Raw genomic sequence first — 25,331 nt, 5'->3', positions numbered from 1 at the left:
AAAAGCGCATAAGTTTTGGAGGTTTCAGAAAAAACACTACCTTTGCACTCGCAATTGAGAAACAGATAGCTCAAAAGTTGCGGAAATAGCTCAGTTGGTAGAGCACAACCTTGCCAAGGTTGGGGTCGCGAGTTCGAGTCTCGTTTTCCGCTCAGTCAGACAAAGTGTTGCGCTGATGGGCCGAAAGGCCGTAATGCCCAGGTGGCGGAATGGTAGACGCGCACGTTTCAGGTGCGTGTGTCGAGAGGCATGCAGGTTCGAGTCCTGTTCTGGGCACTTATTGGAGGAATGGCGGAATTGGTAGACGCGCTACTTTGAGGGGGTAGTGACAATTTATGTCGTGTGAGTTCGAGTCTCATTTCCTTCACGAAAAAATGAATATTGCGGAAATAGCTCAGTTGGTAGAGCACAACCTTGCCAAGGTTGGGGTCGCGAGTTCGAGTCTCGTTTTCCGCTCAATCAGACAAAGTGTTGCGCTGATAGGCCGAAAGGCCGTAATGCCCAGGTGGCGGAATGGTAGACGCGCACGTTTCAGGTGCGTGTGTCGAGAGGCATGCAGGTTCGAGTCCTGTTCTGGGCACTTTGTTGCGGAAATAGCTCAGTTGGTAGAGCACAACCTTGCCAAGGTTGGGGTCGCGAGTTCGAGTCTCGTTTTCCGCTCATAGCTAGTCGTATTTTTCATGATGCGGAAATAGCTCAGTTGGTAGAGCATAACCTTGCCAAGGTTAGGGTCGCGAGTTCGAGTTTCGTTTTCCGCTCGGTCAATTTGTTGAGAGGTCAGTTACACTGATTTCTCTTTTTTTGTGTCTTTTTCTTTCTGCTTTTTTCCGATTTTATTTTGTGTTGAAAGGATGTAATTATATATTTGTCCCCGAATTTTTATACGGTAAAAAGATAGTTATGGAAACTTATGACATTTATTTTTCTGACGGTCGTTTGAGCGACAACAAAGGATTTGCTATCCGTTCGTCGGAAAAGGCCATTCACATGGCCGAAGACATGCTGGTAAAGGGAAACACGTATATCGACGATTATGCGGGCGGAACAATATCGGTTGTGAGTTCGGAGGGAAAGACCGTGTGGAGCAGGCCGATTCCGAAAAAGTGAGGTTGCTGGCTGCTCGTGGCCGGTTTTATATTCAAATAATCAAAATATAATATATTATGTTCTCGGGAATAGTAGAAGAATACGCTGAAGTAGTAAAGATTGTAAAGGAGCAGGAAAACCTGCATCTTACGTTGAAATGTTCGTTTGTGGATGAATTGAAGATTGACCAGAGTGTTTCTCACAACGGGGTGTGCCTGACTGTGGTCTGCATTCAGGACGGCACGTATACGGTGACTGCCATGAAAGAAACCATCGAGCGTTCGAATATCGGTCTGCTGAAGGTGGGCGATAAGGTGAATGTGGAACGAAGCATGATGATGAACGGCCGTCTGGACGGACACATCGTGCAGGGGCATGTGGATCAGACGGCGACCTGCATTGCCAAGGAGGATGCGGAAGGAAGCTGGTATTACACTTTCCGGTATGAGTTTGACCGGGAAATGGCAAAGCGCGGCTATTTCACCGTTGACAAGGGTTCGGTAACCGTGAACGGGGTGAGCCTGACCGTGTGCAATCCGACAGAGGATACTTTTCAGGTGGCTATAATTCCCTATACTTATGAGCACACGAATTTCCACACGCTGGAAGTAGGCAGTGTGGTCAACATTGAGTTTGACATCATCGGCAAGTATCTGAGCCGGATGATGCAGCTGACAAAATAAGGGCCGCAGGTTTGTGCGGTGCTGCTGAAAGGCCTGCAGGAGTTTATCCTACAGGTCTTTCAGCAATACCTTGCAGGTTTTTGAATAATATTCGTTTCTTGATTCCGTCAGGATTTTCCATTCGCTGCTGAACACTTTGTCCTTGTCTATCTTGAAATTCTCAGAGCCTTTTGTATAGAGCCGATTCAGCACCATTCCGACGCTCAGCTGGTTGATGTCTATCGAAGGCTGGTAGGCCGTTTCTTCGCTTTTCTTGTCGTTTGCCACTTCATGGATGATTCCGGTTTCTTGCAGGAGGTAGAGGATTTTTCGGGTCAGCCGCAGAGGAATCTGGTTTTCTTCCGAAAGCTGGATGGCTGTATATGGCGGCTCGTTCTTTTCGAAGCGCTTGGTGATGAGCGACATGATCAGAATCACGATGAAGTCGCGGTAGCGCAGGCTGATGTTGCGCGTGTCTTGTTCAAAGTTGAAACTTTTGATGTTCTGCCCCGCATAAGTGAGTTCGGCGCCGAAGAGGCAGATGGTCCATGAGATGTGCAGCCAGAGGAGAAAGAGAGGAAGGGCTGCGAAGCTTCCGTAGATGGCGTTGTATTTCGATACCCACAGCTGGCTGTTGATATAGAGGTACTGAAACGCCTGAAAGGCGGTTCCGGCGATGATTCCGGCAACCAGCGCATGCTTGAACCTTACTTTTGTGTTGGGCATGAACACGTAAAGCCCCGTAAACATGAACCACGTAAATATATAAGGTATAAGCCGTATGAGAAACTGGAATATGGGAGCCAGCAGGGCAAAGTCTTCCATTTCTTTCAATGTCGTGGTGGTGAAGATGGAGAGTCCCGCCGAAACGACGATGAGGATCGGTGCCAGCAGTATCATTGAAAAAAAGTCGGTGATCTGCCGGTAAACCGAGCGCTGGCGTTTCACCTCCCAGATGCGGTTGAAGGTGATTTCGATTTCCATCACCAGATTGATCACCGTCCAGAAGAGCAAGACAAGTCCGAAGCCCAGGAATACGCCGCTTTTGGTTTGCGCCAGATAAGATTGTGTGAACGAAAGGATGGCTTCCGCCGCTTCCGGGCTTCCTCCGAAGTTGCTTTTGATCTGCTCTTCCATGACATTGTCGAACCCGAATCCGCGCGCGATGGCGAACAGCACGGCCAGAATCGGCACGATGGCAAGCAGGGTGCTGTAGGTAAGGGCCGAAGCCTTGTTGATAAGCCGGTCGTTGGCGAACCGGGTTATACAGATGTATACGGTCTTGATGATGTTGTAGAGTGCGTATGTGCTTTTTGTCACTTCGCTTTCCGTGATGCGCCAGATGTCATACGTCAGGAATCTCCAGATTTGGGCGATTTTCATTTTTCCGATACGTTTGGGTATTTTTCATAAAAAAAGAAGCAGACGGCCTGTAAGCCGGGTTCTGTCACCCTGCAAGCAGGGGCGTCTGTCATTTATCTACGCCTGCCGTCACCGGCAGGCTCCAGCGGTCTACCCTCCGACGTGGGGCGAGCAACCCTCGTTGATGCCGGTTTACATGACCTTACAACTCCTAAGATGCACAGCCCGCACATCGCTGTGCGGCTGGTGGGCTCTTACCCCGCCTTCTCACCCTTACCTCCCGGTTAGGAGGCGGTTGTTTTCTTCTGCATTACTCCGCCCTCGCGGACAGCTTTCTGTTAGGAAGTAGGATGCTCTGCGTTGCCCGGACTTTCCTCTTCTGCCGTAAAGGCATCAGCGACAGACCGGCCGACTGCTTCTTTGGTTCTGCAAAGGTACGCAAATAAAACGAATCGCGGACCTGACGGATGAAAAATATTTGCTGCGGCTGCGTGCTTCAGAATATCGGCTTCTGAACTTCAGACGACATCGTGGTTTATAGAATGTGTTCCGGATGTCCGTCTTTTCTCAGGTATTGTGCCGATTTGTCAGCCGGGGCAAAAATGACTGATAACGAATGTAAATTTGGCAGAATTGGCAGTTAACTGCGGTTAATCGCTTTGCGGCCTCTGTTAAAAGACGGAAAAAAGAGGCAATCAGGAGTACAACCGTATGGATTTTGTTCTACTTTAGCAAATGAAAAGTTAAAAGACTGACTAAATTAACATTTTAAACAGAATAAAAGTATGAAAACAACAACTAAATTCGCGATAGGTGCTGCGGCCGTAATTGCTGTCAGCGCAGGAGTGGCTGGAGTGACGGCATACGCTGTGATGCAGAAGAACACTTCGGCAAACGCTTCGTTTTACCAGGCTTTCGATGCGGCGATGCCGCTGCGCACGGCTGCGCTGGATGCTTCGAGCATGCAGCCTGTTGATCTGACAAAGGCCGCCGAAAGTTCTTTGAACTCGGTGGTGCACATCATGGCTGTTCAGCGAAGCAAGACGCAGGTGGTTGAGTCCCAGCCGGACATTTTCGACTTCTTTTTCGGTGACGGACGCGGACGCCAGCGTCAGATCCAGACTCCGGAGCAGCGCGGTTTCGGCTCGGGGGTAATCATCTCGAAAGACGGTTACATCGTTACGAACAATCACGTGATTGACGGGGCTGATGAAATCAACGTGAAGCTGCATGACGGCCGTGAGATGAAGGGGCGTGTGATCGGTACGGACGCAACAACCGACTTGGCTCTGGTCAAGATTGAGGGTGATGACTTCCCTGCCATTCCGGTCGGGAACTCTGATAACCTGAAGGTTGGCGAATGGGTGCTTGCCGTGGGTAATCCGTTCAATTTGGGATCTACCGTAACCGCAGGTGTGGTAAGTGCGAAAGCGCGCGGACTGGGTGCAAACGATGTGGAGTCTTTCATTCAGACTGATGCGGCTATCAATCAGGGAAACAGTGGAGGTGCGCTGGTCAATGCGCGCGGCGAGCTGATAGGCATCAACGCCATGCTGTATTCGCCTACGGGCGCTTATTCGGGCTACGGGTTTGCGATTCCGACGAGCATCATGACCAAGGTGGTGACCGATTTGAAGCAGTATGGAACTGTTCAGCGTGCGCTGTTGGGCATTGCCGGACGTGACATGGGCAAGGAAAGCTATCCGGATGAAATCCGCAAGGAACAGAAGGAACTGGGTATCGGCTATGGCGTTCAGGTAGTAGAAGTGCAGGAAGAAGGTTCGGCCGCGGGCATACTGAAGAAAAACGATGTGATCATTGCCCTCGACGGCAAGAAGATTGAAACAATGGCCAGCCTGCAAGGTATTCTTGCCGAGAAGCGTCCGGGCGATAAAGTGAAGGTAAAAGTGTTCAGAGAGCGGAATGACAAGGAATTTACGATTACGCTGAAGAACGCTCAGGGCAATACGAAGGTTGTAAAGAAAGCCGACATGCAGATTCTGGGCGCTGCCTTCCGTGCAGTTCCTGACGAACTCAAGCGTCAGTTGAACTTGGGATACGGTGTCCAGGTGACCGGAGTGAGCGACGGACGCATGAAAGAGAGCGGCATCCGTAAAGGATTCATCATATTGAAGGCAAACGGACAGCAGTTGCGTACGGTTGAAGACTTGGAAGAAGTGATGAAGCAGGCTTCTCAGTCGCCCGACCAGGTATTGTTCATGACGGGTGTCTATCCGTCAGGCAAACGTGCCAACTATGCCGTTGACCTGTCGCAGGGCGAATGACAATCGGAAGGTAAAATAGAGGATAACAGCTTCCTCCTTTGAGGGAAAACAGGCGAAGGCGTGCATGTGGTGACAGCTCACGGCACGCCTTCTGCTGCGATATGTGGAAAGGCACGGAGTTTGCAGAAGGGAAACGGCAGCTTTTTTGTGAAAAGTTTGGAAAAACTTTTGAAATAAGTCTTCCCGTTGATGAAAAAATTGTATCTTTGTACCCAAATCGTTTTATATAGAATGAGACAATTAAAGATTACCAAAAGTATCACTAACCGAGAGAGCGCATCTCTGGACAAGTACTTGCAGGAAATTGGTCGTGAAGATTTGATTACTGTAGAGGAGGAGGTAGAACTCGCTCAGCGTATCCGTAAAGGAGATCGTGTAGCATTGGAAAAACTTACGCGCGCAAACTTGCGTTTCGTCGTATCAGTAGCCAAACAGTATCAGAATCAGGGACTCAGCTTGCCTGACTTGATCAACGAAGGTAACCTTGGACTGATTAAAGCCGCTGAAAAATTTGATGAAACCCGTGGATTCAAGTTTATCAGTTATGCGGTATGGTGGATCCGCCAGTCTATCTTGCAGGCTCTGGCAGAGCAGTCGCGCATTGTGCGTCTGCCTTTGAACCAGGTAGGCTCGTTGAACAAGATCAGCAAGGCTTTCTCCAAGTTCGAGCAGGAAAATGAGCGTCGTCCGTCGCCTGAAGAGTTGGCCGACGAGCTGGAGATTCCGGTAGACAAGATCTCGGATACCCTGAAGGTGTCCGGCCGTCACATTTCGGTTGACGCTCCTTTTGTGGAAGGAGAAGACAACAGTCTGCTGGATGTGCTTGTAAACGACGATTCTCCGATGGCAGACCGTTCCTTGGTTAATGAATCACTTTCGAAGGAAATCGACAGAGCGCTTTCTACGCTGACCGAAAGGGAGAAGGAGATCATCCAGATGTTTTTCGGTATCAACACGCAGGAAATGACGTTGGAAGAAATCGGCGACAAATTCGGGCTCACACGTGAGCGTGTCCGCCAGATTAAGGAAAAAGCTATCAGAAGGTTAAGACAAAATTCTCGTAGCAAGCTGCTCAAGTCTTATTTGGGATAAGAAAGGTTCGGTTTCCGAAAAGGAATGGAGGAGGGTGCATCAAATTCATGTTCTGATGCACTCTCCTTTTATTTTGTTAATTTTCATTCCATGTTTCGGTATTTATGCATGAAATGCTTACTTTTGTAACCTGTTTTTAAATGAATTGAACTATGCGTTATACAAAGTTTCTTTGTTTCTTCTTCATGGCCTTGCTGGCAGTGTCTGCCGTAGGAAAGCAGCCGAAGGATAAGAAAAAATATGGGGTTTATCTTGCCGGAGTGTCGGCGTCGTTCACTGATTCGCTTGTCTATTTTACAGATATTCAGTATCTGGACAGTGCTTCTGTCGACGGAAGCGGAATGCTGGTGAACCGTGCGGCCTACAGCATTCAGTTGAAAGACTATCTTGAACAGAAACAGGGAGGAAAAAACCGCACCTGCTTCATGTTCTTCAACAGAAAGCAGAAAAGCCTGCAAAAAGAAATTGCCAAGCTGAAAGAAAACTACAAGAAAGGGAATTCGCTTGTGATTCTGGGAGTGGATCCTGAATTCAAATTTGAAAAGCCTGATTGGGAATGGTGAAGCTGAAGGTCTGGTCTGTCTTGTGTGTCTTGCTGGCAGGAGCGCTGACTTTCTCTTGCTCGAATGAAATTCCGGAAGGCAAGCCTGTGATGCGGAAGGGGCGCACGGTGCTGGCTTATCTGGTGGCAAACAATAACCTGAACGCTTATTTGGAGGACAATGTCGTATGGATGTATGAAGCCTTGTCGTCCATGACAGATACTTGTACGCTGCTGGTTTATTACCGTCCCCGTTCAAACGATGCGACTTTCGACGGTCCGACGCTGATGGAGTTTGTGAGTGACGGAAGCGGAAATGTGAACGGACTGCCTTCGCCGGGCGAAAATGTCAGCTTTGACGAGGTGGTGGAGATTGCCAGAAAGAAAGTGTATCCTTCAGACAATTCGTATGTGGCTGTCGATCCTCAGGTGATGCGCCAGGTGTTTCTGGACATGCAGGAAGCCGCTCCTTCCGAAAGCTACGGACTGATTTTCGGCTCTCATGCTTCAAGCTGGATAAAAGGAGGGAAGACGGTGCAGTCGAAAGCATTCGGTGACGACAATGGCTACAGCATCAATCTTCCGGAACTGGCGGATGTGCTTCTTTCCAGCTTTTCGCAGAAACTTGATTTTCTTCTTTTCGATGCCTGCATGATGGGCACCGCAGAGGTGGCTTATGAATTGCGTGAAGCGACTGATTATCTTATCGGATCGGTGATGGAAACATCTGTTTTGGGTTTTCCTTACCATCGGGTGCTGCCTTATCTTTATGGTGCAGCTTCCGGATTTTCTCAGGTTTGCACTGATTTTATTTCGTTTAACAAAGAAAACAATGCGTGGGGTACATGCGCATTGGTCGACTGTTCCAAGGCTGCGGGACTGGCGAATGCTGTGGGTGCAGGGCTGGAAACATACAAGTCGGAACTTTCGGATCTGGATTACGAAAATGACATACAGCAGTATGGAGTGAAGAGCTATAAGAATTTCTCTTTTGATGTCGGTGATTTTTTCCGTGTGCTGAACAGCGGGCAGATACCCGAAAACATTCAGTCGGCTCTCAATGAAGCTGTTGCGGCAAAAGCCTGCCTCTCGGGAGCTGCGTATGAATTTGAAGGCGTGACGGTTGACGAAAACCGTTTCTGCGGCATCGGCATGTACTTCCCCGACCGTGGAATCAAGGATTCATGGGATGAATACTATCGCACTGCGATTGCCTGGTATCAGGCCGCAGGGTGGGAGCGTTACCTTCCTTCCGCATCCGAATAAAAACGGACACTCTTTTTATTTTTGTGAACTTTGCGTATCTTCATGCTGTTTTATGGAAAAAAAGGAGATATGCTATGTGGAATATAATCAAAGAACTTAAACGGAAAGACCACCAGCGTTATCTGGGAGGTCTGGATTTCTTCAAATACATCGGTCCCGGACTGCTGGTCACCGTGGGATTTATTGATCCCGGAAACTGGGCGTCAAATTTCGCTGCGGGATCCGATTTCGGCTATTCGCTGCTCTGGGTGGTCACGTTGTCTACCGTCATGCTTATCGTGTTGCAGCATAATGTGGCGCATCTCGGCATTGTTACCGGCCTGTGCCTGAGTGAGGCTGCCACGCGCTATACGCCCAGATGGGTGTCGCGCCCCATATTGGGCAGTGCGGTGCTGGCATCCGTTTCCACTTCGTTGGCCGAGATACTGGGCGGAGCCATTGCGCTGCAGATGCTTGCCGGAATCCCGATTATGTGGGGAGCCATCCTGACCACGGTGCTTGTGGTAATTCTGCTTTTCACCAACTCATACAAGCGGATCGAGCGTTCCATCATCGGCTTTGTGTCAGTTATCGGACTTTCATTTCTTTACGAATTGTTTTTGGTTGATATCGACTGGCCGGCAGCTGTCCGTTCGTGGGTAATTCCGAGCATTCCCGAAGGAAGCCTGCTGATTATCATGAGTGTGCTGGGAGCTGTTGTGATGCCTCACAATCTTTTTCTTCATTCGGAGGTGGTGCAGAGCCGCGAGTATAACAAGCGGGATGACAGTTCCATCCGCCGCTTGCTGAAATATGAATTTTATGATACCCTCTTTTCGATGGGAGTGGGGTGGGCCATCAACAGTGCGATGATTCTGCTTGCCGCATCCACTTTCTTTGCCGGCGGTGTGCAGGTAGAAGAATTGCAGCAGGCGAAGTCGCTGCTCGACCCTTTGCTGGGGAGCCAGGCCGGCACAATCTTCGCTTTGGCTCTCCTGATGGCGGGACTGTCGTCGACCGTGACCAGCGGAATGGCTGCCGGTTCCATCTTTGCCGGAATGTTCGGCGAGTCTTACCATATAAAGGACATCCATTCGCGCGCTGGCATTCTGATTTCGTTGGGAGTGGCGCTGCTGGTCATCTTCTTTATCGGCAATCCCTTTAAAGGACTGATCATTTCGCAGATGGTACTGAGTGTCCAGCTGCCTTTTACGGTCTTTCTTCAGGTGGGCCTCACTTCATCCAGACGGGTGATGGGCGAATATGCCAATTCCCGCTGGAGTACGTTTGTGCTTTATACGATTGCGGTTGTCGTTTCGGTGCTGAACATCATGCTGCTGTTCAGCTGATTCCGGATGTGGAGGCCGCATTTTTCATCCTTGTGCGGAAGTGATAGGCCAGCATCAGTACGGCTGCTATGAAGGCGAAGAAATCAGATACGGGCATACTGAGCCACACTCCGTTCAGTTCATACCAATGCGGGAACAGCGCCAGACAGGGGAGCAGGAAAAGCAGCTGGCGGGTAAGCGAAAGGAAGATGGATATTTTCGCTTTTCCGATCGACTGAAAGAACTGGGTGATGACGATCTGTGCGCCTACCACCGGGAATGAGGCGATTCCGAAGCGGAGGGCTACGGTAGCCTGCCGGGTCAGTTCATCGTTGGTCGTGAACATTCCGACGAACACGGACGGGAAAAGCTCTCCGACCAGAAAGCCGCAGGTAGTGATGGTCACCGCGGCTGTAATTCCTATTCTGAGCGTCTGTTTCACACGTGCAAAGTGCTGCGCCCCGTAGTTGTATCCGGTGATGGGCTGCATTCCCATCGTGATTCCCATTACAATCATGATGAAGAGCATGACGATACGGTTAAGTATGCCGAATGCGCCGATAGAAAGATCGCCCCCATATTTCAGCAGGCTGTTGTTGATGAAAATCGTGATGCAGCAGGCGCACACGTTCATCACGAAAGGCGACATGCCGATGGCAAACACGTTTTCGATGATGTTTTTCCTCAGCTTGAAGCAGCGTTTCTCAAAACGGATATAACTCTTTTTGCTGAAGAAGTGAGCAAGCACCCAAATCATTCCGATGAATTGGGAAAGTATGGTGGCCAGTGCAGCCCCCCGGATCCCCCAGTCGAACCAGAAGATGAAGATCGGGGCGAAGATGACGTTGCATCCCACGGTCAGCATAGATGAGAGCATGGCCTTCTTCGGGTATCCGGTGGCGCGCATGATGTTGTTGAGTCCGATCATTACGTAAGAAATCGGCGTGCCGGCAAGAATCACCTGCATGAAGTCGCGTGCATAGGCGAGCGTGGCCTCGGTGGCTCCGAAGAAGCGCAGAATCGGGTCGAGGAAGATCAGCGAGATTCCTCCGAAAACGATGGCGTTTACCACACACATCACCGCTACGTTGCCCAGAATGTATTCGGCTCCCCTCCGGTCTTTTTGTCCCAGCCGGATGGATGAGAGGGTTGCTCCGCCCACTCCCACCAGCGTGCTGAAAGCGATGATCAGATTCATCAGCGGAAACGTGATGGCGAGGGCCGAAATAGCCAGCGCTCCCACGCCGTGCCCGATAAAGATACTGTCGATGATGTTGTATAAAGAAGTCAGGGTCATTCCGATGATAGCCGGAATGGAATATTGCCACAGCAATTTCCCGATAGGTGCTTCCCCAAGCACATGCGGATTATTGGTTTCCATTTTTTGTATTCTTTCGTTAAAATTGCGTGGCAAAGTTAGGAAGATGGGCGGATATTTATGAAATTTGCACCGTTAAATCAAACTAAATTAAACTTGAATCACATGGACATGACAAAATGCGCAGCCGCTCTTTTTGATTTTGACGGAGTGGTGATGGATACGGAGTCGCAGTACAGCATCTTTTGGAACGAGGTGGGGAAGAAGTATCATCCCGAACACGAGGAGTTCGGAAAAATCATCAAGGGACAGACTTTGAACCAGATTTACGGCCGTTATTTTGCCGGAATGGAAAAAGAGCAGGCCGAGATAACCGATGGGCTGAACCGTTTTGAGGAACAGATGAGCTATGAGTATATTCCGGGGGTGGTGGACTTCATGCGCGAACTTCATGCCCATGGAGTGAAGATTGCCATCGTGACCAGCTCGAACGAGAAGAAGATGGCTAACGTATATGCCGTTCATCCGGAGCTGAAGCAGTTGGTCGACCGCATTCTGACCGCAGAAATGTTTGCCCGTTCGAAGCCAGCACCCGACTGTTTCCTTCTCGGTGCGGAGGTTTTCGAAACCGTTCCGGAAAACTGCGTGGTATTCGAGGATTCTTTCCACGGGCTTGAGGCCGGGAATGCGGCGGGAATGACGGTGGTAGGTCTGAGCACCACCAATCCCAAGGAGGCGATAGCCGGCAAATGCGCGCTGGTCATCCCCGATTTCACCGCTTTCAGCTATCCCGAGATGATGGGCCTCCTTTTGCATTAATTGCCCGTTAAAAGTTGTTTATATCAGAGATTTGCCTTACTTTTGTCTGGCTTTTGGGGGAGGGAATCTCTTCCCGGCGTAAAAATGACGGGACATCTTGATGAAGATGACGGGACATTTTAATTGACTTGTTGGGATATTTTGATTGACTTGACGGGTTATTTTCTGAATATGCCGTGATTCCCGTTCGGAAGGTATTATGAACGTTTTTTAATTAAGTGATTTATGGCAGGATATTTGTCGAGTGATGCCCGCAAGGTCACCACTCACCGATTGATTGAAATGAAGCAGCAGGGAGAAAAGATTTCCATGCTGACAGCTTATGATTATACCGTAGCGCAGATTGTAGACGGCGCCGGTATGGATGTGATTCTGGTGGGCGATTCCGCTTCGAACGTGATGGCGGGAAATGCCACTACGCTTCCCATAACTGTCGATCAGATGATTTACCACGGCAGGTCGGTGGCACGCGGCGTGAAGCGTGCGCTGGTTGTTGTGGACATGCCCTTCGGCTCTTATCAGGCTGACCCCTATGAAGGTGTGGCGAATGCCGTGCGGATGATGAAGGAAACGGGTGCCGATGCGCTGAAACTGGAAGGCGGAGAGGAATACAGGGACGTGTTCTCCAGAATAATTGCTGCCGGAGTGCCCGTGATGGGACATTTGGGACTGATGCCCCAGTCCATCAACAAGTACGGGACGTATGGCGTGCGTGCCAAGGATGACGCTGAGGCCGAAAAGCTGGTGCGCGACGCGCATGTGCTTGAAGAAATCGGGTGCTTCGCCCTTGTGCTCGAGAAGGTTCCGGCGGCTCTTGCCGCACGTGTGGCTTCAGAGCTTTCGATTCCCGTGATTGGAATCGGTGCCGGAGGAGGCGTTGACGGACAGGTGCTTGTGGTGGCCGACATGCTGGGCATGACCAAAGGCTTCAGCCCGAAGTTCCTGCGCCGTTACGCAGACCTGAACACGGTGATGACAGATGCCATCGGACATTACGTGGCCGATGTGAAGTCGGGCGATTTTCCCAACGAAACAGAACAGTATTGATTTGAGTGAAGTGTTAAGAGTGGATAGTGAAGAATTTTCTCCCATTCTTGATGCTTCATTCTTCATTTATAAAAGTAGACTCAATGGCGACTAATCACGGCTTGTGGAACCGGAACTTCTGTCTGCTGGTGCTGGCGAACGTGTTCCTTTTCATGTCGGTCTATATGCTGTTTCCAGTCCTTCACGGTTGGATTCAGGCGGCTTTGGAATGCGACGGGCTGCATGCGGCTCTGATAACATCCGTTTTCGGAATCGCCCCATTCCTTTCCGGTCCTTTCAACGCCTATCTGGTGGACCGCTTCAAGCGGAAGCATGTGTGCGTGTACAGCATTCTCCTGTTGTCCGTAATAACGGTGTTCTATGGCTATGTGTCTGATGTCAGGTGGATGATAGCCTGGCTGCTCCTTCAGGGAGCGATGTTCGGAGTAGCCTTGATGTCGATGGGAAGCACGCTGGTCATCGATGTCACTCCCAGCCGTCATCGGGACGGGGCGAATGCCTGCTTCACGTGGGCGGGACTCGTGGGTATGCTGGCCGGAATCGTGCTGGGCATAGAAGGAGGAGGCCCCTTTGTCATTTCGTCCGACGGTGCGTTCATGCTTTCGGCATGTCTTGCGCTTGTGTCGGTAGTGCTGGTTTCCGCGGTACGAGTCTGTTTCCGTGCCCCTTTGGATGTTCCGCTGCTTTCGTTCGACCGCTTCCTGCTGTTCCGCACCTGTCTGTCCGGACTGAACATGATGACCGTACCCGTCATGCTGGGTTTTCTGCTCGGAACGGTAGGCTATGGATATACTCACTTTTATCTTTACATGGGTGCGGGATTTTTTGTATTTTTGCCGGTGAGCCGTTTCATCACGCTGAAAGTGGGCGGACGGTTGCTGAACGGTGCAGGAATGCTGCTGATGCTTGCCGCATTGGGCATACTCGGCTTCCCCGATTTCGGTCACCGTGCGTTTGGATGTGCGGGAGTTCTGGCAGGGCTGGGTTTGGGGCTTTCCCTCTACCAGTTCCTGCGGATGATGATTCTCCTTCCGCTCCATTGCGAACGGGGAACCGGTTATCACACGTTCCAGCTCCTTTGGGGAGTTGGAGTGACGGCCGGCTATTTGCTTTGCCAATGGGAATCCCGGATGAGTGTAGGCAATCCGTTTGTGACGGCTTTTGTCATCGGCGTGGCGGGATTGCTCTTTTACCAGCTCTATGTGCACCGTTATTACATCCGGAAGCTGCAAGACGCAGACATTATTTAACTAACAACCAATAAAGAATATGGCAGACGACAAGAAGATTATCTTTTCGATGGTGGGAGTGAGCAAGTCATTCCAGAACAACAGACAGGTATTGAAAGACATCTACCTATCCTTTTTCTACGGAGCGAAGATCGGTATCATCGGTTTGAACGGTTCGGGAAAGTCTACGTTGCTGAAGATTATCGCCGGACTGGACCAGAACTATCAGGGCGAAGTGGTTTTCTCTCCGGGCTATTCGGTGGGCTATCTGGCTCAGGAACCTCAGCTCGACAATGAAAAGACGGTCAAGGAGGTGGTGATGGAAGGTGTGCAGAGCACCGTGGACGCATTGGCGGAATATGAAGAAATCAACCAGAAGTTCGGGCTTCCGGAATATTATGAAAATCCGGAAAAGATGGATGCGCTTTTCGCCCGCCAGGCCGAACTGCAGGATATCATTGACGCTACAGACGCATGGAACCTGGACAGCAAGCTGGAACGTGCGATGGATGCGCTGCGCTGTCCTCCCGAAGACCAGCCGGTGAAGAACCTTTCGGGAGGTGAACGCCGCCGTGTGGCTTTGTGCCGCCTGCTGCTTCAGAAGCCGGACATCCTTCTGCTGGACGAGCCTACCAACCACCTGGATGCAGAAAGCATCGACTGGCTGGAACAGCATCTGCAGCAGTATGAAGGAACGGTAATCGCCGTGACGCACGACCGTTACTTCCTTGATCACGTGGCCGGATGGATTCTGGAACTCGACCGTGGCGAAGGTATCCCCTGGAAGGGAAACTATTCGAGCTGGCTGGAGCAGAAGACCAAACGCATGGAAATGGAAGAAAAAGTGGCAAGCAAGCGCCGCAAAACGCTGGAACGCGAGCTGGAATGGGTGCGCATGGCTCCCAAGGCCCGTCAGGCAAAGGGAAAGGCCCGTCTGAACTCTTACGACAAGCTGCTGAACGAGGATGTGAAGGAGAAGGAAGAGAAGCTGGAAATCTTCATCCCGAACGGTCCGCGTCTGGGAAACAAGGTTATCGAAGCCAAGCATGTGGCGAAGGCTTATGGCGACAAGCTGCTGTTTGACGACCTCAACTTCATGCTTCCTCCCAACGGCATCGTGGGTGTTATCGGTCCGAACGGTGCGGGCAAGACAACGCTGTTCCGCCTGATTATGGGACTTGAAAAGCCGGACAGGGGAGAGTTTGAAGTGGGCGAAACGGTGAAGGTTGCCTATGTCGACCAGCAGCACAAGGATATCGACCCGAACAAGACTGTCTATCAGGTGATCAGCGGCGGAAACGAACTGCTCCGTATGGGTAACCGCGACATCAATGCGCGCGCCTATCTGAGCCGTTTCAACTTCTCCGGCTCCGATCAGGAAAAGCTCTGCGGCATGCTTTCGGGAGGTGAACGCAACCGTCTGCATCTGGCCATGGCGCTGAAGGAGGAAGGAAACGTGCTGCTGCTCGATGAGCCTACCAATGACATTGACGTGAATACCCTGCGTGCCTTGGAAGAAGGTCTGGAGGATTTTGCAGGCTGTGCCGTGGTCATCAGCCACGACCGCTGGTTCCTCGACCGTATTTGTACGCATATCCTTGCGTTCGAGGGCAATAGTGAAGTGTTCTATTTTGAAGGTTCGTATACCGAATACGAGGAGAACAAGATGAAGCGCATGGGCAACGTAGAGCCGAAGCGTGTGCGTTATCGCAAGCTGATGGAAGACTGATTTCTTATTAACGAGGCAGGGTCGTGTTGCGGCTCTGCCTTTTGCTTTTAAACGAACCTTGAAATCTATATAGGGGTTTGAAAAAAGTGGCGATGCTCTGCTTTTAGTTAATTCCGTTAAAGGTTAATAACAATAACAGTTATTGTTCACCTTTTTGAAGAAAAATGCTTTTATTTATAGCGATACGATATTCTAATCCACTTGTACTATGAAACAGTTTAAGTTTTTTTTGATGGCTGCTTTATGCAGTGTGTTCGTGCTGTCGTCATGCAGTGATGATGACAGCTTGTCCGGAACTCCGCCTAGCGAAATCGTCAAGGCGTTTAACGAAATGTTTCCCAACGCGACCAACGTCTCTTGGACGACCATCGATGACTACGATGTCGCTCGTTTCTATGATGCAGGTACGCGGGCCGAAATGATGCAACCCAACTGCACTGCGTGGTTTTCACGCACGAGCAATCGTTGGAGCATGACCGACCGTGAAATACCGTTCAGCAGTCTCCCGGCAGCTGTGCGCAGCGCCTTTGAGTCCAGCGTCTACGCCCAATCGCCTTGGACAGTGGACGATGAAGCCAATGTGTTGGAACGCGCAGGATCTGAAACGTTTTATGTCATCGAGGTAGACAAGAATGAGAACGGAACGGAGACCGACGTTGATCTCTATTATACTTTGGAGGGCAAACTTGTTGATGAAGTTATCGGTGCGCCCGAAGACGATAACCATATCGACTTCGTTCCTGAACAGCAGCCGATGACTCCCAGAGAATTTATCGCAGACCGATACCCCGGCGCGCGCATTGAAGACAGCGATTGGGAAGACGGTTTCATGGAGTTTGAAATCCGTCATGAAGGCTATGAAAAAGAAGTTTACTTCAACTTCCGGAACGAGTGGGTTGGCACTTGGTGGGAAGAGCCTAGATTCAGCAGTCTGCCCGATAACTTGTGGAGCAATTTATGGTCAAAAGGCTACCATGACATCGATGATGACGACATTGACGTGCTTGATTCCCGCCGGGGCATATTTTATGCCATTGAGGCCGAACGCCACGACGACGATTGGCTGGTCATTGTCGATCAAGACGGAAACATTGTGAAAGAGTTTCCTGAAGACTGGGAAGACGGCTGGTGGAGTGATCTTTGGGACGAGTGGACGTAACGTAACTGTCTTTGTCATCAGGAACAGGCCTTTCGGGGATTTTTCCTGCTTTTGTGAGGAGAGAGGCAGGCTGTCTGATAAAGAAAAAGAGAGGAACAGATAAAAAAGAAAGAGGATGTGCCGTAATTAAGGAACTGAGTGCAGAGTCACAGAGTATATACATTTTATTATCAAATAAATAAAAATTTGTGTCTCTGTGCCTCTGTGTTCAAAGAACAATTTCGACACACCCTCTTTCTTTCTGAGTGTACAAAATGAATTGATATAATGAAAAACGCAGATTTACGCGGATTAACTCAGATTGGATTAATAGTTAAATTATTATCTGCGTTTATCCGCGTGAATCTGCGTTTTCAAATAGACACGTTAATATAAGCTAATTTTGATCGGTTGCTTATAATAAATCCGTATTTATCAGAAAGTCAGTCTTACGCCAACCTGTGCGTGCCAGCGTGAAGCGATATCGTTTTTCTCGATTTCTGCTCTGTTGTATGAATACGCCGGAGTTCTTTCTCCGTTTTCTGTTGTTGTCATGTATTCTACGGAAATCGGCGACAAATTATAGGCTGAGCTGTAGCTTGCTCCCCATTTCTTGTTCAGCATGTTGGCAAAGTTGATGATGTCGAAAGTCAGTTCCAACTTGCCTGCACCCTTGATGTTATAAATGGTCTGGGCCAGATGCAGGTCAATTTCGTGTTCCCACTTGCTCAGATTTGAGTTGCGTTCTGCATACTGTCCGCGGTGATTCTTGGCATAACTGTCGTTTGCAATCCATTCCTTGAAAGCTTTGCGGCTTTCTTCTGCCGTCATGCTCAGTGCTTCTCCGTCTTTGTCAACGCCGGTAAAGATCATCTTATCAATTTCTGCATCTGTCGGAATGTAGAGGAGAGAGTTTCCAGAGAAGCCGTCACCGTTGAAGTCCTGAACTTCGTTCATAGTCAAGCAGTATCTACCTCCCGAGAAGCCGTTGTAGATGACAGCTACAGTGGTACTCATCCAGTTGTTCCAATATTTCGGACTGGTATAAGAAGCCTGAACCATTACGCGGTGAGGGATGTCAAACTTGGAGAATCCCAGTTCGTTGTCTGAATTAGTGTCACGCGAATAGTTGTATTTCCAGTTAGAGTATGCAACGGAACTTGTACCGTCGTTTACAGACTTCGCGTGTCCGAAAGTGTAAGAAGCCGACAGGTCAAGACCAAAGTTGAAGCTCTTTTCCAGCAGGGCCGATACGGCATACGTATAGCCTTTGTTTGTATTTTTCAGGTTGATGATGCTGTAATAGTCGCTTCGTTCGTTGCTGTAGCGCGGAGCGGAGGACGCTTCCACACCGGGAACAGCATACACCTTTTCTCCATTGTTTGTGATGGCCAAGTTCTCAAAGAACACGTTGTTCATTGTTTTTGAGTAGATACCCTCCAGAGTAAGTTTCACATCTCCCGGAAGACGCTGTTCCAAAGCCAGGTTTGCGCGGAATACTTGCGGGTATTTGAAATCCTTGTCCACTGTAACGATGTCCGGACGTGATGCAGAACCTTTCTGCGAATTGGCAGCAGCCATTGGGTCATGAGCATAGTCGCCTAGTTTCGGCGCTGTGTTCGTATAGTTCTTGTCTGCATCTTGCGGCGAAATCGTTGTTCCCTTGCTTTCCATACCGGTGTTGTTGAAGGCATTCGACAGCCATACGAACGGTACACGGCCCGTAAAGATTCCTACGCCTCCTCTCAGCAGCGTGTTGTGAGACTCATTCAGGAACCAGCGGAAACCTACGCGCGGAGAGAACAGCACTTTTGCACTCGGGTTCTGGCCGACACGAACGTCAAATCCTCTTTTGGCTGCATAGTCATTGAATGTCGGGTTTTCCGTGGGGTCATTGAAAACAACCGGGATATCTATGCGCAAGCCGTAGGTCAGATTGAAGTTGTTGTTGACATCCCATTTATCCTGGGCATAGAAACCGAACTGGCCTGCCTTCATGGCCGGAGCCCAGCGGGTATCTCCTCCGGTCAGTGTCGGGTCGGTATACTTATATGAAAACTGATAGGGTTCGTCGTTCAGGAACAGGTCGAGGCTGTTGTAGTACCATGACCCGTTTATTGCCTGGATGAACAGATTCTTCATCCGGTATATTTCGTTGTGCGTACCGAAAGTCAGTGTATGGTCGCCAAGATACCATGAGAGATTGTCTTCAAATGTATAAATGTCCTGATCCAGGTAATTGGCGCCTGAAGAATATTCAGTACCGATGTTGGCCGTGATTCTGGTTTTTCCGTCTGCGGCATAAATATTCTTTATCTGTACGGTAGGACCTTGGTAAGCTGTTTCGCGGTGGTCACGGATAAAGCTGGCCGAGGCACGGAGCTCGTTGTAGAGATTCTGTCCGAGGTGAGAATTCAGTTCGGCAACGACAGAGTTGGTCTTGTTGTTCATGCGGTATCCGCTGTTGTTGAACATATAGCTTGTCGCGCTCACTCCGTAATTGTCGTCATACGAATTGTTGTGCTGGTAGCGGATAGCCAGTTTATGGTTCTGGTTGATGTTCCAGTCGACACGTGCCAGTAATCCGAACGATTTGTTGTCAACGTTCCGCTGTCCGTATCCTTCGTTGAATCCGGTCAGCTCCTGGTATTTCTGTGCAATTTTCTGTGCGTCGCCGGCGGTGAGGTAATTGTTTGTATATCCCGGGTAGATGCTTGACGGATACGATTCTTTCTTGCCTTCTGCGCTGACAAAGTAGAACAGCTTGTCCTTGATGATGGCTCCTCCCAGTGTTCCTCCGTACGTGCGTGTGTATTGCTGTGCCATCGGAGATTTCTCGTAGCCGCGGATGGCACTGTACTTGCCATACATGTTCTGGTTGTTGAAATAAGTGTAGGCCGATCCGTGTGTGGTATTTGTTCCCTGCTTGGTGATGGCGTTGATTCCGCCGCCGGTGAATCCGCTCTGCCGTACGTCGAATGGGGCAACTACTACCTGGATTTCCTGGATGGCATCCATCGAAATCGGATTAGCTCCTGTCTGGCCTCCGTTTGTTCCTGAAGCTGCAAGTCCGAATACGTCGTTGCTCACCGTACCGTCAATCTGGAAACTGTTGTATCTGTTGTTTGAACCGGCAAATGTGATGCCTCCGTTTTTTGAGGTCATGGCCATCGGCATATTCTTTACAATGTCGTACACATTGCGGTCTACCGTCGGCGTATTTTCGATGGAAGACGTTGAGAAGTTCTTTGAAGCTCCTCCGTTCGGTCTTGCATCAGCCACTACCACAACTTCATCAAGCAGTTCGGAAGCCGGTTTCATATCTCCGTTCAGGGAGAATGTATTTCCCAGTTCAAGATAGATGCCTGTATAAGTTGCTTTCTGATAGCCGATGTAGGTGATTTCTACCTTGTACGGTCCGCCGGTACGCATACCTTGAATCGTGTAACGTCCGTCAATGTTGGTGACGGCTCCATAGAGAGTACCTGATGGTTCATGCACGGCTGTCACTGTGGCACCGATAACAGGCTCGTTCATTTCGTCGATGATTTTTCCGCTGATGGCAGATGTAGTTACTTGCGCACTTGCGGCAATAGTCAAGGCTGATGCCATTACCGTCGCGGAGAAGACTTTGATTTGTTGTACCATAAAAATAAATTGTTAGTAAAAGCTATTTTTAGTTTCTATCCAGTAGTTTTCTGATTGGTAGTCTTTCGTTTAGTTTTTATCGGTTTCCTGTTTGTCTTTTCTGGTGCAAATTTAGGAATAATAAACAAAAAGTCGTTGCTTTTTGTAAATTTGTTGCAAAAATATTTTGCCGGGTTCGGAACAGGCATGTGTTTGTAACCGGATTTTTTCATAAATGTAATCTGGGGAAGGAAGAGTTTCGTTTTTCTCCGTATTTTTGCATCAGAAAACTAAAAGTGAAAATGAAACAAAAATTGGTTGAGAATGGCGGTGTCCCCGCTTCATTGCTTTGGCTGCTTGCCGTGATTGCGGCACTGTCTGTCGCAAATCTGTATTACAACCAGCCTTTGCTGAACCGTATAAGCGCTGATCTGGGTGTGTCGGAGTTTACGGCGAACCTTATTCCGATGACTACACAAATCGGGTACGCCTTGGGCTTGTTGTTCATCATTCCTTTGGGCGACCTTTATAGCCGGCGGAAAATCATAGTCGTCAATTTTTTGCTGCTGACTGCGGCAACTTGCTGCATAGCGGTTTCTCCCGGCATCCATTATATATTGGCGGCTTCGCTGGTCACCGGAATCTGTTCGGTCATACCGCAGATATTTATTCCGCTGGTGTCGCAGTTCTCGGTTCCGCAGAACAAGGCGCGCAATGTGGGGCTTATGCTTAGCGGACTGTTGACCGGCATTCTGGGCTCCCGTGTTGTCAGCGGTATTGTCGGAGAGTATTTCGGATGGCGTACCATGTATTATGTGGCTGCCGTCATCATGTTTCTGTGCATCTTTGTCATCCTGCGTGCCTTGCCTGATATGCCTTCCAATTTCAAGGGAACTTATGCCGGACTGATGAAGTCGCTCGGAACGCTCTATGCCGCCAGGCCTACGCTGCGGCTCGTGTCTGTCCGGGCGGGCCTCTGTTTCGGCAGTTTCCTGGCTTTGTGGGCTTGTCTGGCTTTCAAGCTGAGCGGCGAGCCTTTTCACGCGGGCAACAATGTTATCGGCATGCTTGGTCTTTGCGGCATAGCTGGTGCGTTGACCGCGTCGGTTGTGGGAGCTTACGTCCGCAGGATGGGCGTCCGTTTCTTCAATTATCTGGGAGCTTCGCTGATGATTCTTGCATGGGTGTTCATGTACTTTCTTCAGGATTGTTACGCCGGATATATTGTTGGAATTGTCGTGATTGATATCGGTATGCAATGTGTCCAAATCAGCAATCAGACTTGTGCGCTTTCGCTTGACATGCATGCGTCCAACCGTATCAACACCATATTCATGACTACTTATTTTGTCGGCGGTGCCTTGGGAACATTGTTTGCCGGAACCTTCTGGCACTCATTCGGTTGGGCGGGCGTAACCTGCACAGGCATTTGTCTGGCCGGCATTTCGTTGGTTATTACTCTATTTACAAAACATTGAATGATGATGAATTATGAAGAAACAGTACATTTTTCTGAATGACTGGCTGGACATACATCCGTATGTCAGTGCCTTGCCTTCAGACTTTTATTTTGTAAAACTCGCCAACCGTCTGTTCGGAGAATTGGATGAGCATGTCCCTGAAGATGTCCGTATAGACATTGGGCTTTTTGTGGCAGCATATCTGGAAGATGTCATATCCGGTTTGGGATTGTGGAATGCTTTTGTCGAAGAGCATCGGCGGCTTTACGGGCGTAATCTTCCTTTCTATGATACAGACGAAAGCTATGAATGCGGCTGCATCAACGTGGAGGATGTGCGTTTCATTATTTGGTATACATATCAGAAAAAGATGAAGCGCGGGCTTTACCTGGATCCGCTCTCAGTTGAAATCTTGGCAGAGGCAGACAAGTTGTATGGCATATTGGACGAGGTATATGATGATGCTCCGGAAAATCCGTTGCTGGAAAACTTTTTTGGAAGCTTTGAGGGAGAGGAAGATGCGGTCCGGAAATTGGAATGGCTCTTCGGGCTGACCTATTTGACCAACCCGTCAATGTCTGCATATGTTGATGACATTTCTTTTGCTGAACAGCTGATTGTGCCTGCAGGACCGCTGGCCTTGTTCCTTCATGAGTGGATTGACTTGCTGGCAGGCGAAAACAATGCGGTGTGGAAACAGGTTGAGGGACTTTATTGGAAAGAGCCGGAAGTGCCCGAAGATGTTCGTGCAAGAAATGAAGAGATGTACCGCAATTTCATGGAAGGTACAAACGGCAGGCGCATCGTTTATCTGGATGGTTATGACAACTTGAAAACTTTCTTGACAGGAGTGCTGAAATGGCCGGATGACGAAGGGCATACATTGCCTCAGATGAAGCAGAACCGGAACTTTGTACTGATGGCAGAACCGGAAAAGGGTATTCTGCTGGCCAAGGATGTGTGCGAATATATTGCTGACCCGCTGAATCCTTTATATAATAAGGTAGAGGCAGAACATCACGCCTTCCGTTTGCTGGTGGAGGAAACACTGTGTCCGCCTGACCTTCTGGCTTATTGCATCGAGAACGGCTATCTTTCTGATGCGAGCTATCCCAAGACAGGACGGAAAGAACTTGTGGCTGAAAATGCCGATTTCATAGCCCGTTGTTTTCTGCTGTACTATTATCGTGGTGACTGATACGGTGAGACGGGAAGCTTTGGGCGGTATGTGAAAAGATAGGAACCGGATTTTCTTTTGTTGTTCAGGGGAGTGAGGAATCTCGCATACATTATCTTATGTTGTCGAGATCCTACTCCCTTGAGTATTTTTTGCAGATGGCTGGACTGCATTAAGAACTCTCAGCTTGCCCGTTTGAGAGACGTGTCATTCTCCGTACATGCGTGCACGCATTTCCTTGATGTGGTCGGACGTGATGTATTCATCGTATTCCATCATCTTGTCAATGATGCCATTGGGAGTCAGTTCGATGATCCGGTTGGCAACGGTTTCGATGAATTCATGGTCGTGCGAAGAGAACAGTACGTTTCCTTTGTACGTTTTCAGATTGTTGTTGAATGCCTGTATTGACTCCAGGTCCAGGTGGTTGGTCGGAGTGTCCAGAATCAGGCAGTTGGCGTTCCGGAGTTGCATGCGCGCAATCATGCACCGCATTTTTTCGCCTCCTGAAAGCACGTTCACTTTCTTGAGCACTTCCTCGCCGGAGAACAGCATGCGGCCGAGGAAGCCTTTCATGTATACTTCATTTCCGTCACCGTATTGGCTCAGCCAGTCTACGAGGTTCAGATCGCTGTTGAAATAATCCGTATTGTCAAGCGGCAGATAAGCCGTTGTGATAGTTACCCCCCAGCTGTAGTGTCCTGCCTGCGGCTTGCGGTTGCCGTTGATGATTTCAAACAGGGCCGTCATGGCGCGCGGATCCCGGCTCAGGAAAACGATCTTGTCACCTTTTTCCACATTGAAGTTCACGTCGTTGAAGAGAACAACGCCGTCATCCGTTACGGCACGCAGTCCCGAAACCTCCAGAATCTGGTTTCCCGGTTCGCGGTCCATTGTGAAAATGATGCCCGGATATTTGCGTGATGAAGGCTTGATTTCGTCCACGTTCAGTTTTTCCAGCATCTTCTTGCGGCTGGTAGTCTGTTTTGATTTAGCTACGTTGGCCGAGAAACGGCGGATAAATTCTTCCAGTTCCTTGCGCTTTTCTTCCGCTTTGGCTTTCTGGTTTTGCTGCTGGCGGAGCGCAAGCTGGCTCGATTCGTACCAGAAGCTGTAGTTTCCGGCAAAGAGGTTCACTTTTCCGAAATCGATGTCTACCGTATGCGTACATACGGAGTCGAGGAAGTGACGGTCGTGGCTTACCACCAGCACGGTATGTTCAAAGTTCGAGAGATATTCTTCCAGCCATGTCACCGTGTCCATGTCGAGGTCGTTTGTCGGCTCGTCAAGCAGCAGATTGTCCGGATTTCCGAACAGGGCCTGTGCCAGCATCACGCGGACCTTTTCTTTTCCGCTGAGATCGCCCATCAGCATCTGGTGCTTGTCTTCCTTGATGCCCAGTCCGCTCAGCAGGATGGCTGCGTCGCTTTCCGCGTTCCATCCTTCCATTTCAGCAAACTTTTCTTCCAGTTCGGCCGCCTTGATTCCGTCTTCATCGGTGAAGTCTTCTTTTGCATACAAGGCTTCGCGCTGTTTCATGATGTCCCACAGTACGGTATGTCCCATGAGTACGGTATCGAGTACGGTATGTGCGTCGAATTTGAAGTGGTCCTGACTCAGTACAGACAAGCGTTCGCCCGGTCCCAGTGTGACAGTTCCTTTGGTCGGTTCCAGTTCTCCGGATATGACTTTCAGAAATGTTGATTTTCCGGCCCCGTTTGCACCGATGACACCATAAATGTTTCCGTTGGTGAACTTCATGTTCACATCGTTGTATAAAATCCTTTTACCAAATTGAACGGCTACGTTTGAAACTGTAATCATTTGATTTTCTATTGAGTTGTTTGTTATTATCCTTTCAGGTGGCAAAGATACGATAAAAAACGAAATACTGCCCCATCTTTCCATTGCAAAACGTGGCCGGTCACTCAAAGTTGCCTGGCGGAAATGGCGAATGCCATTGTATGCAGGTCATGGCAGATACTTTTTCCGTGATTTTTTGGGGGCAAGAAGCCGTAACAAACGTTTCCGGCGGACATGAAAAAACAATCTCCAGCTTAAGGATACATATCTTCAGGTTAAAGATGTGCATCTTCAGGCTGGAGATTTATATCTCTAGGCTAGAGATATAGAATTTCACGCAGCGTCATGCGTCTGATGACGGCACTCCGCTGTTTTTTGAGGCA

18 protein-coding genes, 7 tRNA genes and 1 other RNA gene are annotated in these 25,331 nt (G+C 49.4%); 21 read left to right on the top strand and 5 right to left on the bottom strand.

Annotated features, from left to right (window positions below; all coding sequences use genetic code 11):
* Positions 1–79 precede the first annotated feature (79 nt).
* From QUW60_RS01205 to QUW60_RS01165, 9 genes are all read left to right on the top strand, one after another.
* A tRNA-Gly gene (locus tag QUW60_RS01205) sits at positions 80–152 on the top strand.
* A 43-nt stretch (positions 153–195) separates the two neighbouring features.
* Positions 196–276: transfer RNA gene (locus QUW60_RS01200), tRNA-Leu, on the top strand.
* Positions 277–282: 6 nt separating this feature from the next.
* A tRNA-Leu gene (locus QUW60_RS01195) sits at positions 283–367 on the top strand.
* Positions 368–383: 16 nt separating this feature from the next.
* Positions 384–456: transfer RNA gene (locus QUW60_RS01190), tRNA-Gly, on the top strand.
* A 43-nt stretch (positions 457–499) separates the two neighbouring features.
* Positions 500–580: transfer RNA gene (locus tag QUW60_RS01185), tRNA-Leu, on the top strand.
* A 7-nt stretch (positions 581–587) separates the two neighbouring features.
* Positions 588–660, top strand: a tRNA-Gly gene (locus QUW60_RS01180).
* Positions 661–685: 25 nt separating this feature from the next.
* A tRNA-Gly gene (locus QUW60_RS01175) sits at positions 686–758 on the top strand.
* A 142-nt stretch (positions 759–900) separates the two neighbouring features.
* The gene (locus tag QUW60_RS01170) at positions 901–1,107 is read left to right on the top strand and encodes a hypothetical protein (RefSeq protein WP_258336948.1); all 207 of its coding nucleotides are present in this window, start codon (positions 901–903) and stop codon (positions 1,105–1,107) included.
* Positions 1,108–1,163: 56 nt separating this feature from the next.
* Positions 1,164–1,769 carry a riboflavin synthase gene (locus QUW60_RS01165; protein ID WP_258336947.1) on the top strand — a complete coding sequence of 202 codons (606 nt, stop codon included), beginning with the start codon at positions 1,164–1,166 and terminating at the stop codon, positions 1,767–1,769.
* A gap of 48 nt (positions 1,770–1,817) precedes the next feature.
* On the opposite strand, the gene QUW60_RS01160 is transcribed toward QUW60_RS01165, so the two are convergent.
* Together QUW60_RS01160 and rnpB are read right to left on the bottom strand one after the other, a co-directional pair.
* On the bottom strand, positions 1,818–3,131 hold the full coding sequence (locus QUW60_RS01160) for a YihY/virulence factor BrkB family protein (protein WP_258336946.1): 1,314 nt from the start codon (positions 3,129–3,131) through the stop codon (positions 1,818–1,820).
* A 34-nt stretch (positions 3,132–3,165) separates the two neighbouring features.
* Positions 3,166–3,526: RNase P RNA component class A (gene rnpB, locus QUW60_RS01155), an RNA gene on the bottom strand.
* Positions 3,527–3,895: 369 nt separating this feature from the next.
* On the opposite strand from rnpB, the gene QUW60_RS01150 reads away from it, so the two are divergent.
* The 5 genes from QUW60_RS01150 (at position 3,896) to QUW60_RS01130 (ending at position 9,622) form a co-directional block, all read left to right on the top strand.
* Positions 3,896–5,395, top strand: a complete 1,500-nt coding sequence (locus QUW60_RS01150; protein ID WP_258336945.1) for a trypsin-like peptidase domain-containing protein — start codon at positions 3,896–3,898, stop codon at positions 5,393–5,395.
* 231 nt (positions 5,396–5,626) lie between these two features.
* A complete protein-coding gene (locus QUW60_RS01145) occupies positions 5,627–6,487 on the top strand; it encodes a sigma-70 family RNA polymerase sigma factor (RefSeq protein ID WP_258336944.1) in 861 nt (286 codons plus the stop codon).
* A 152-nt stretch (positions 6,488–6,639) separates the two neighbouring features.
* Positions 6,640–7,050, top strand: coding sequence for a hypothetical protein (locus QUW60_RS01140; RefSeq protein ID WP_289558154.1), 411 nt, complete (start codon positions 6,640–6,642; stop codon positions 7,048–7,050).
* Positions 7,044–8,294: a clostripain-related cysteine peptidase gene (locus QUW60_RS01135; protein WP_289558153.1), complete on the top strand. Its 1,251-nt coding sequence runs from the start codon at positions 7,044–7,046 to the stop codon at positions 8,292–8,294. Before QUW60_RS01140 ends, QUW60_RS01135 begins: the two co-directional genes overlap by 7 nt.
* A gap of 74 nt (positions 8,295–8,368) precedes the next feature.
* A complete protein-coding gene (locus QUW60_RS01130) occupies positions 8,369–9,622 on the top strand; it encodes an Nramp family divalent metal transporter (RefSeq protein ID WP_289558152.1) in 1,254 nt (417 codons plus the stop codon).
* On the opposite strand, the gene QUW60_RS01125 is transcribed toward QUW60_RS01130, so the two are convergent.
* A complete protein-coding gene (locus QUW60_RS01125) occupies positions 9,615–10,982 on the bottom strand; it encodes an MATE family efflux transporter (protein ID WP_289558151.1) in 1,368 nt (455 codons plus the stop codon). The two genes, QUW60_RS01130 and QUW60_RS01125, sit on opposite strands and share 8 nt — an antisense overlap.
* Before the next feature lie 102 nt (positions 10,983–11,084).
* Between QUW60_RS01125 and QUW60_RS01120 the strand changes: the two genes are divergently transcribed.
* From QUW60_RS01120 to QUW60_RS01100, 5 genes are all read left to right on the top strand, one after another.
* A complete protein-coding gene (locus QUW60_RS01120) occupies positions 11,085–11,738 on the top strand; it encodes an HAD family hydrolase (protein WP_289558150.1) in 654 nt (217 codons plus the stop codon).
* A gap of 225 nt (positions 11,739–11,963) precedes the next feature.
* Positions 11,964–12,785 (top strand): 3-methyl-2-oxobutanoate hydroxymethyltransferase, encoded by an 822-nt coding sequence (panB, locus tag QUW60_RS01115; protein WP_289558149.1) that lies wholly within the window; start codon positions 11,964–11,966, stop codon positions 12,783–12,785.
* An 83-nt stretch (positions 12,786–12,868) separates the two neighbouring features.
* Positions 12,869–14,035 carry an MFS transporter gene (locus QUW60_RS01110; protein WP_289558148.1) on the top strand — a complete coding sequence of 389 codons (1,167 nt, stop codon included), beginning with the start codon at positions 12,869–12,871 and terminating at the stop codon, positions 14,033–14,035.
* 19 nt (positions 14,036–14,054) lie between these two features.
* Positions 14,055–15,743 (top strand): energy-dependent translational throttle protein EttA, encoded by a 1,689-nt coding sequence (gene ettA / locus QUW60_RS01105; RefSeq protein WP_258336936.1) that lies wholly within the window; start codon positions 14,055–14,057, stop codon positions 15,741–15,743.
* 208 nt (positions 15,744–15,951) lie between these two features.
* Complete coding sequence (locus QUW60_RS01100; RefSeq protein ID WP_258336935.1) at positions 15,952–16,902, top strand: PepSY-like domain-containing protein; 951 nt, start codon at positions 15,952–15,954, stop codon at positions 16,900–16,902.
* 414 nt (positions 16,903–17,316) lie between these two features.
* On the opposite strand, the gene QUW60_RS01095 is transcribed toward QUW60_RS01100, so the two are convergent.
* Positions 17,317–20,529: a TonB-dependent receptor gene (locus QUW60_RS01095; RefSeq protein ID WP_289558147.1), complete on the bottom strand. Its 3,213-nt coding sequence runs from the start codon at positions 20,527–20,529 to the stop codon at positions 17,317–17,319.
* Positions 20,530–20,810: 281 nt separating this feature from the next.
* Here QUW60_RS01095 and QUW60_RS01090 point away from each other — a divergent pair, with 281 nt between their 5' ends.
* A complete protein-coding gene (locus tag QUW60_RS01090; RefSeq protein ID WP_258336933.1) occupies positions 20,811–21,986 on the top strand; it encodes an MFS transporter in 1,176 nt (391 codons plus the stop codon).
* Positions 21,987–21,999: 13 nt separating this feature from the next.
* On the top strand, positions 22,000–23,166 hold the full coding sequence (locus QUW60_RS01085) for a DUF3843 family protein (protein ID WP_289558146.1): 1,167 nt from the start codon (positions 22,000–22,002) through the stop codon (positions 23,164–23,166).
* A gap of 186 nt (positions 23,167–23,352) precedes the next feature.
* Here the strand turns inward: QUW60_RS01085 and QUW60_RS01080 are convergent, their stop codons facing one another.
* A complete protein-coding gene (locus QUW60_RS01080) occupies positions 23,353–24,969 on the bottom strand; it encodes an ABC-F family ATP-binding cassette domain-containing protein (protein ID WP_258336931.1) in 1,617 nt (538 codons plus the stop codon).
* Positions 24,970–25,331: the final 362 nt, after the last annotated feature.

It is taken from the genome of Bacteroides gallinaceum, from assembly GCF_030373775.1.
Lineage (GTDB): Bacteria > Bacteroidota > Bacteroidia > Bacteroidales > Bacteroidaceae > Phocaeicola > Phocaeicola excrementipullorum.
The sequence above is the reverse complement of the archived record's forward strand: the minus strand, read 5'-3'. Positions and strand labels throughout refer to the sequence as shown.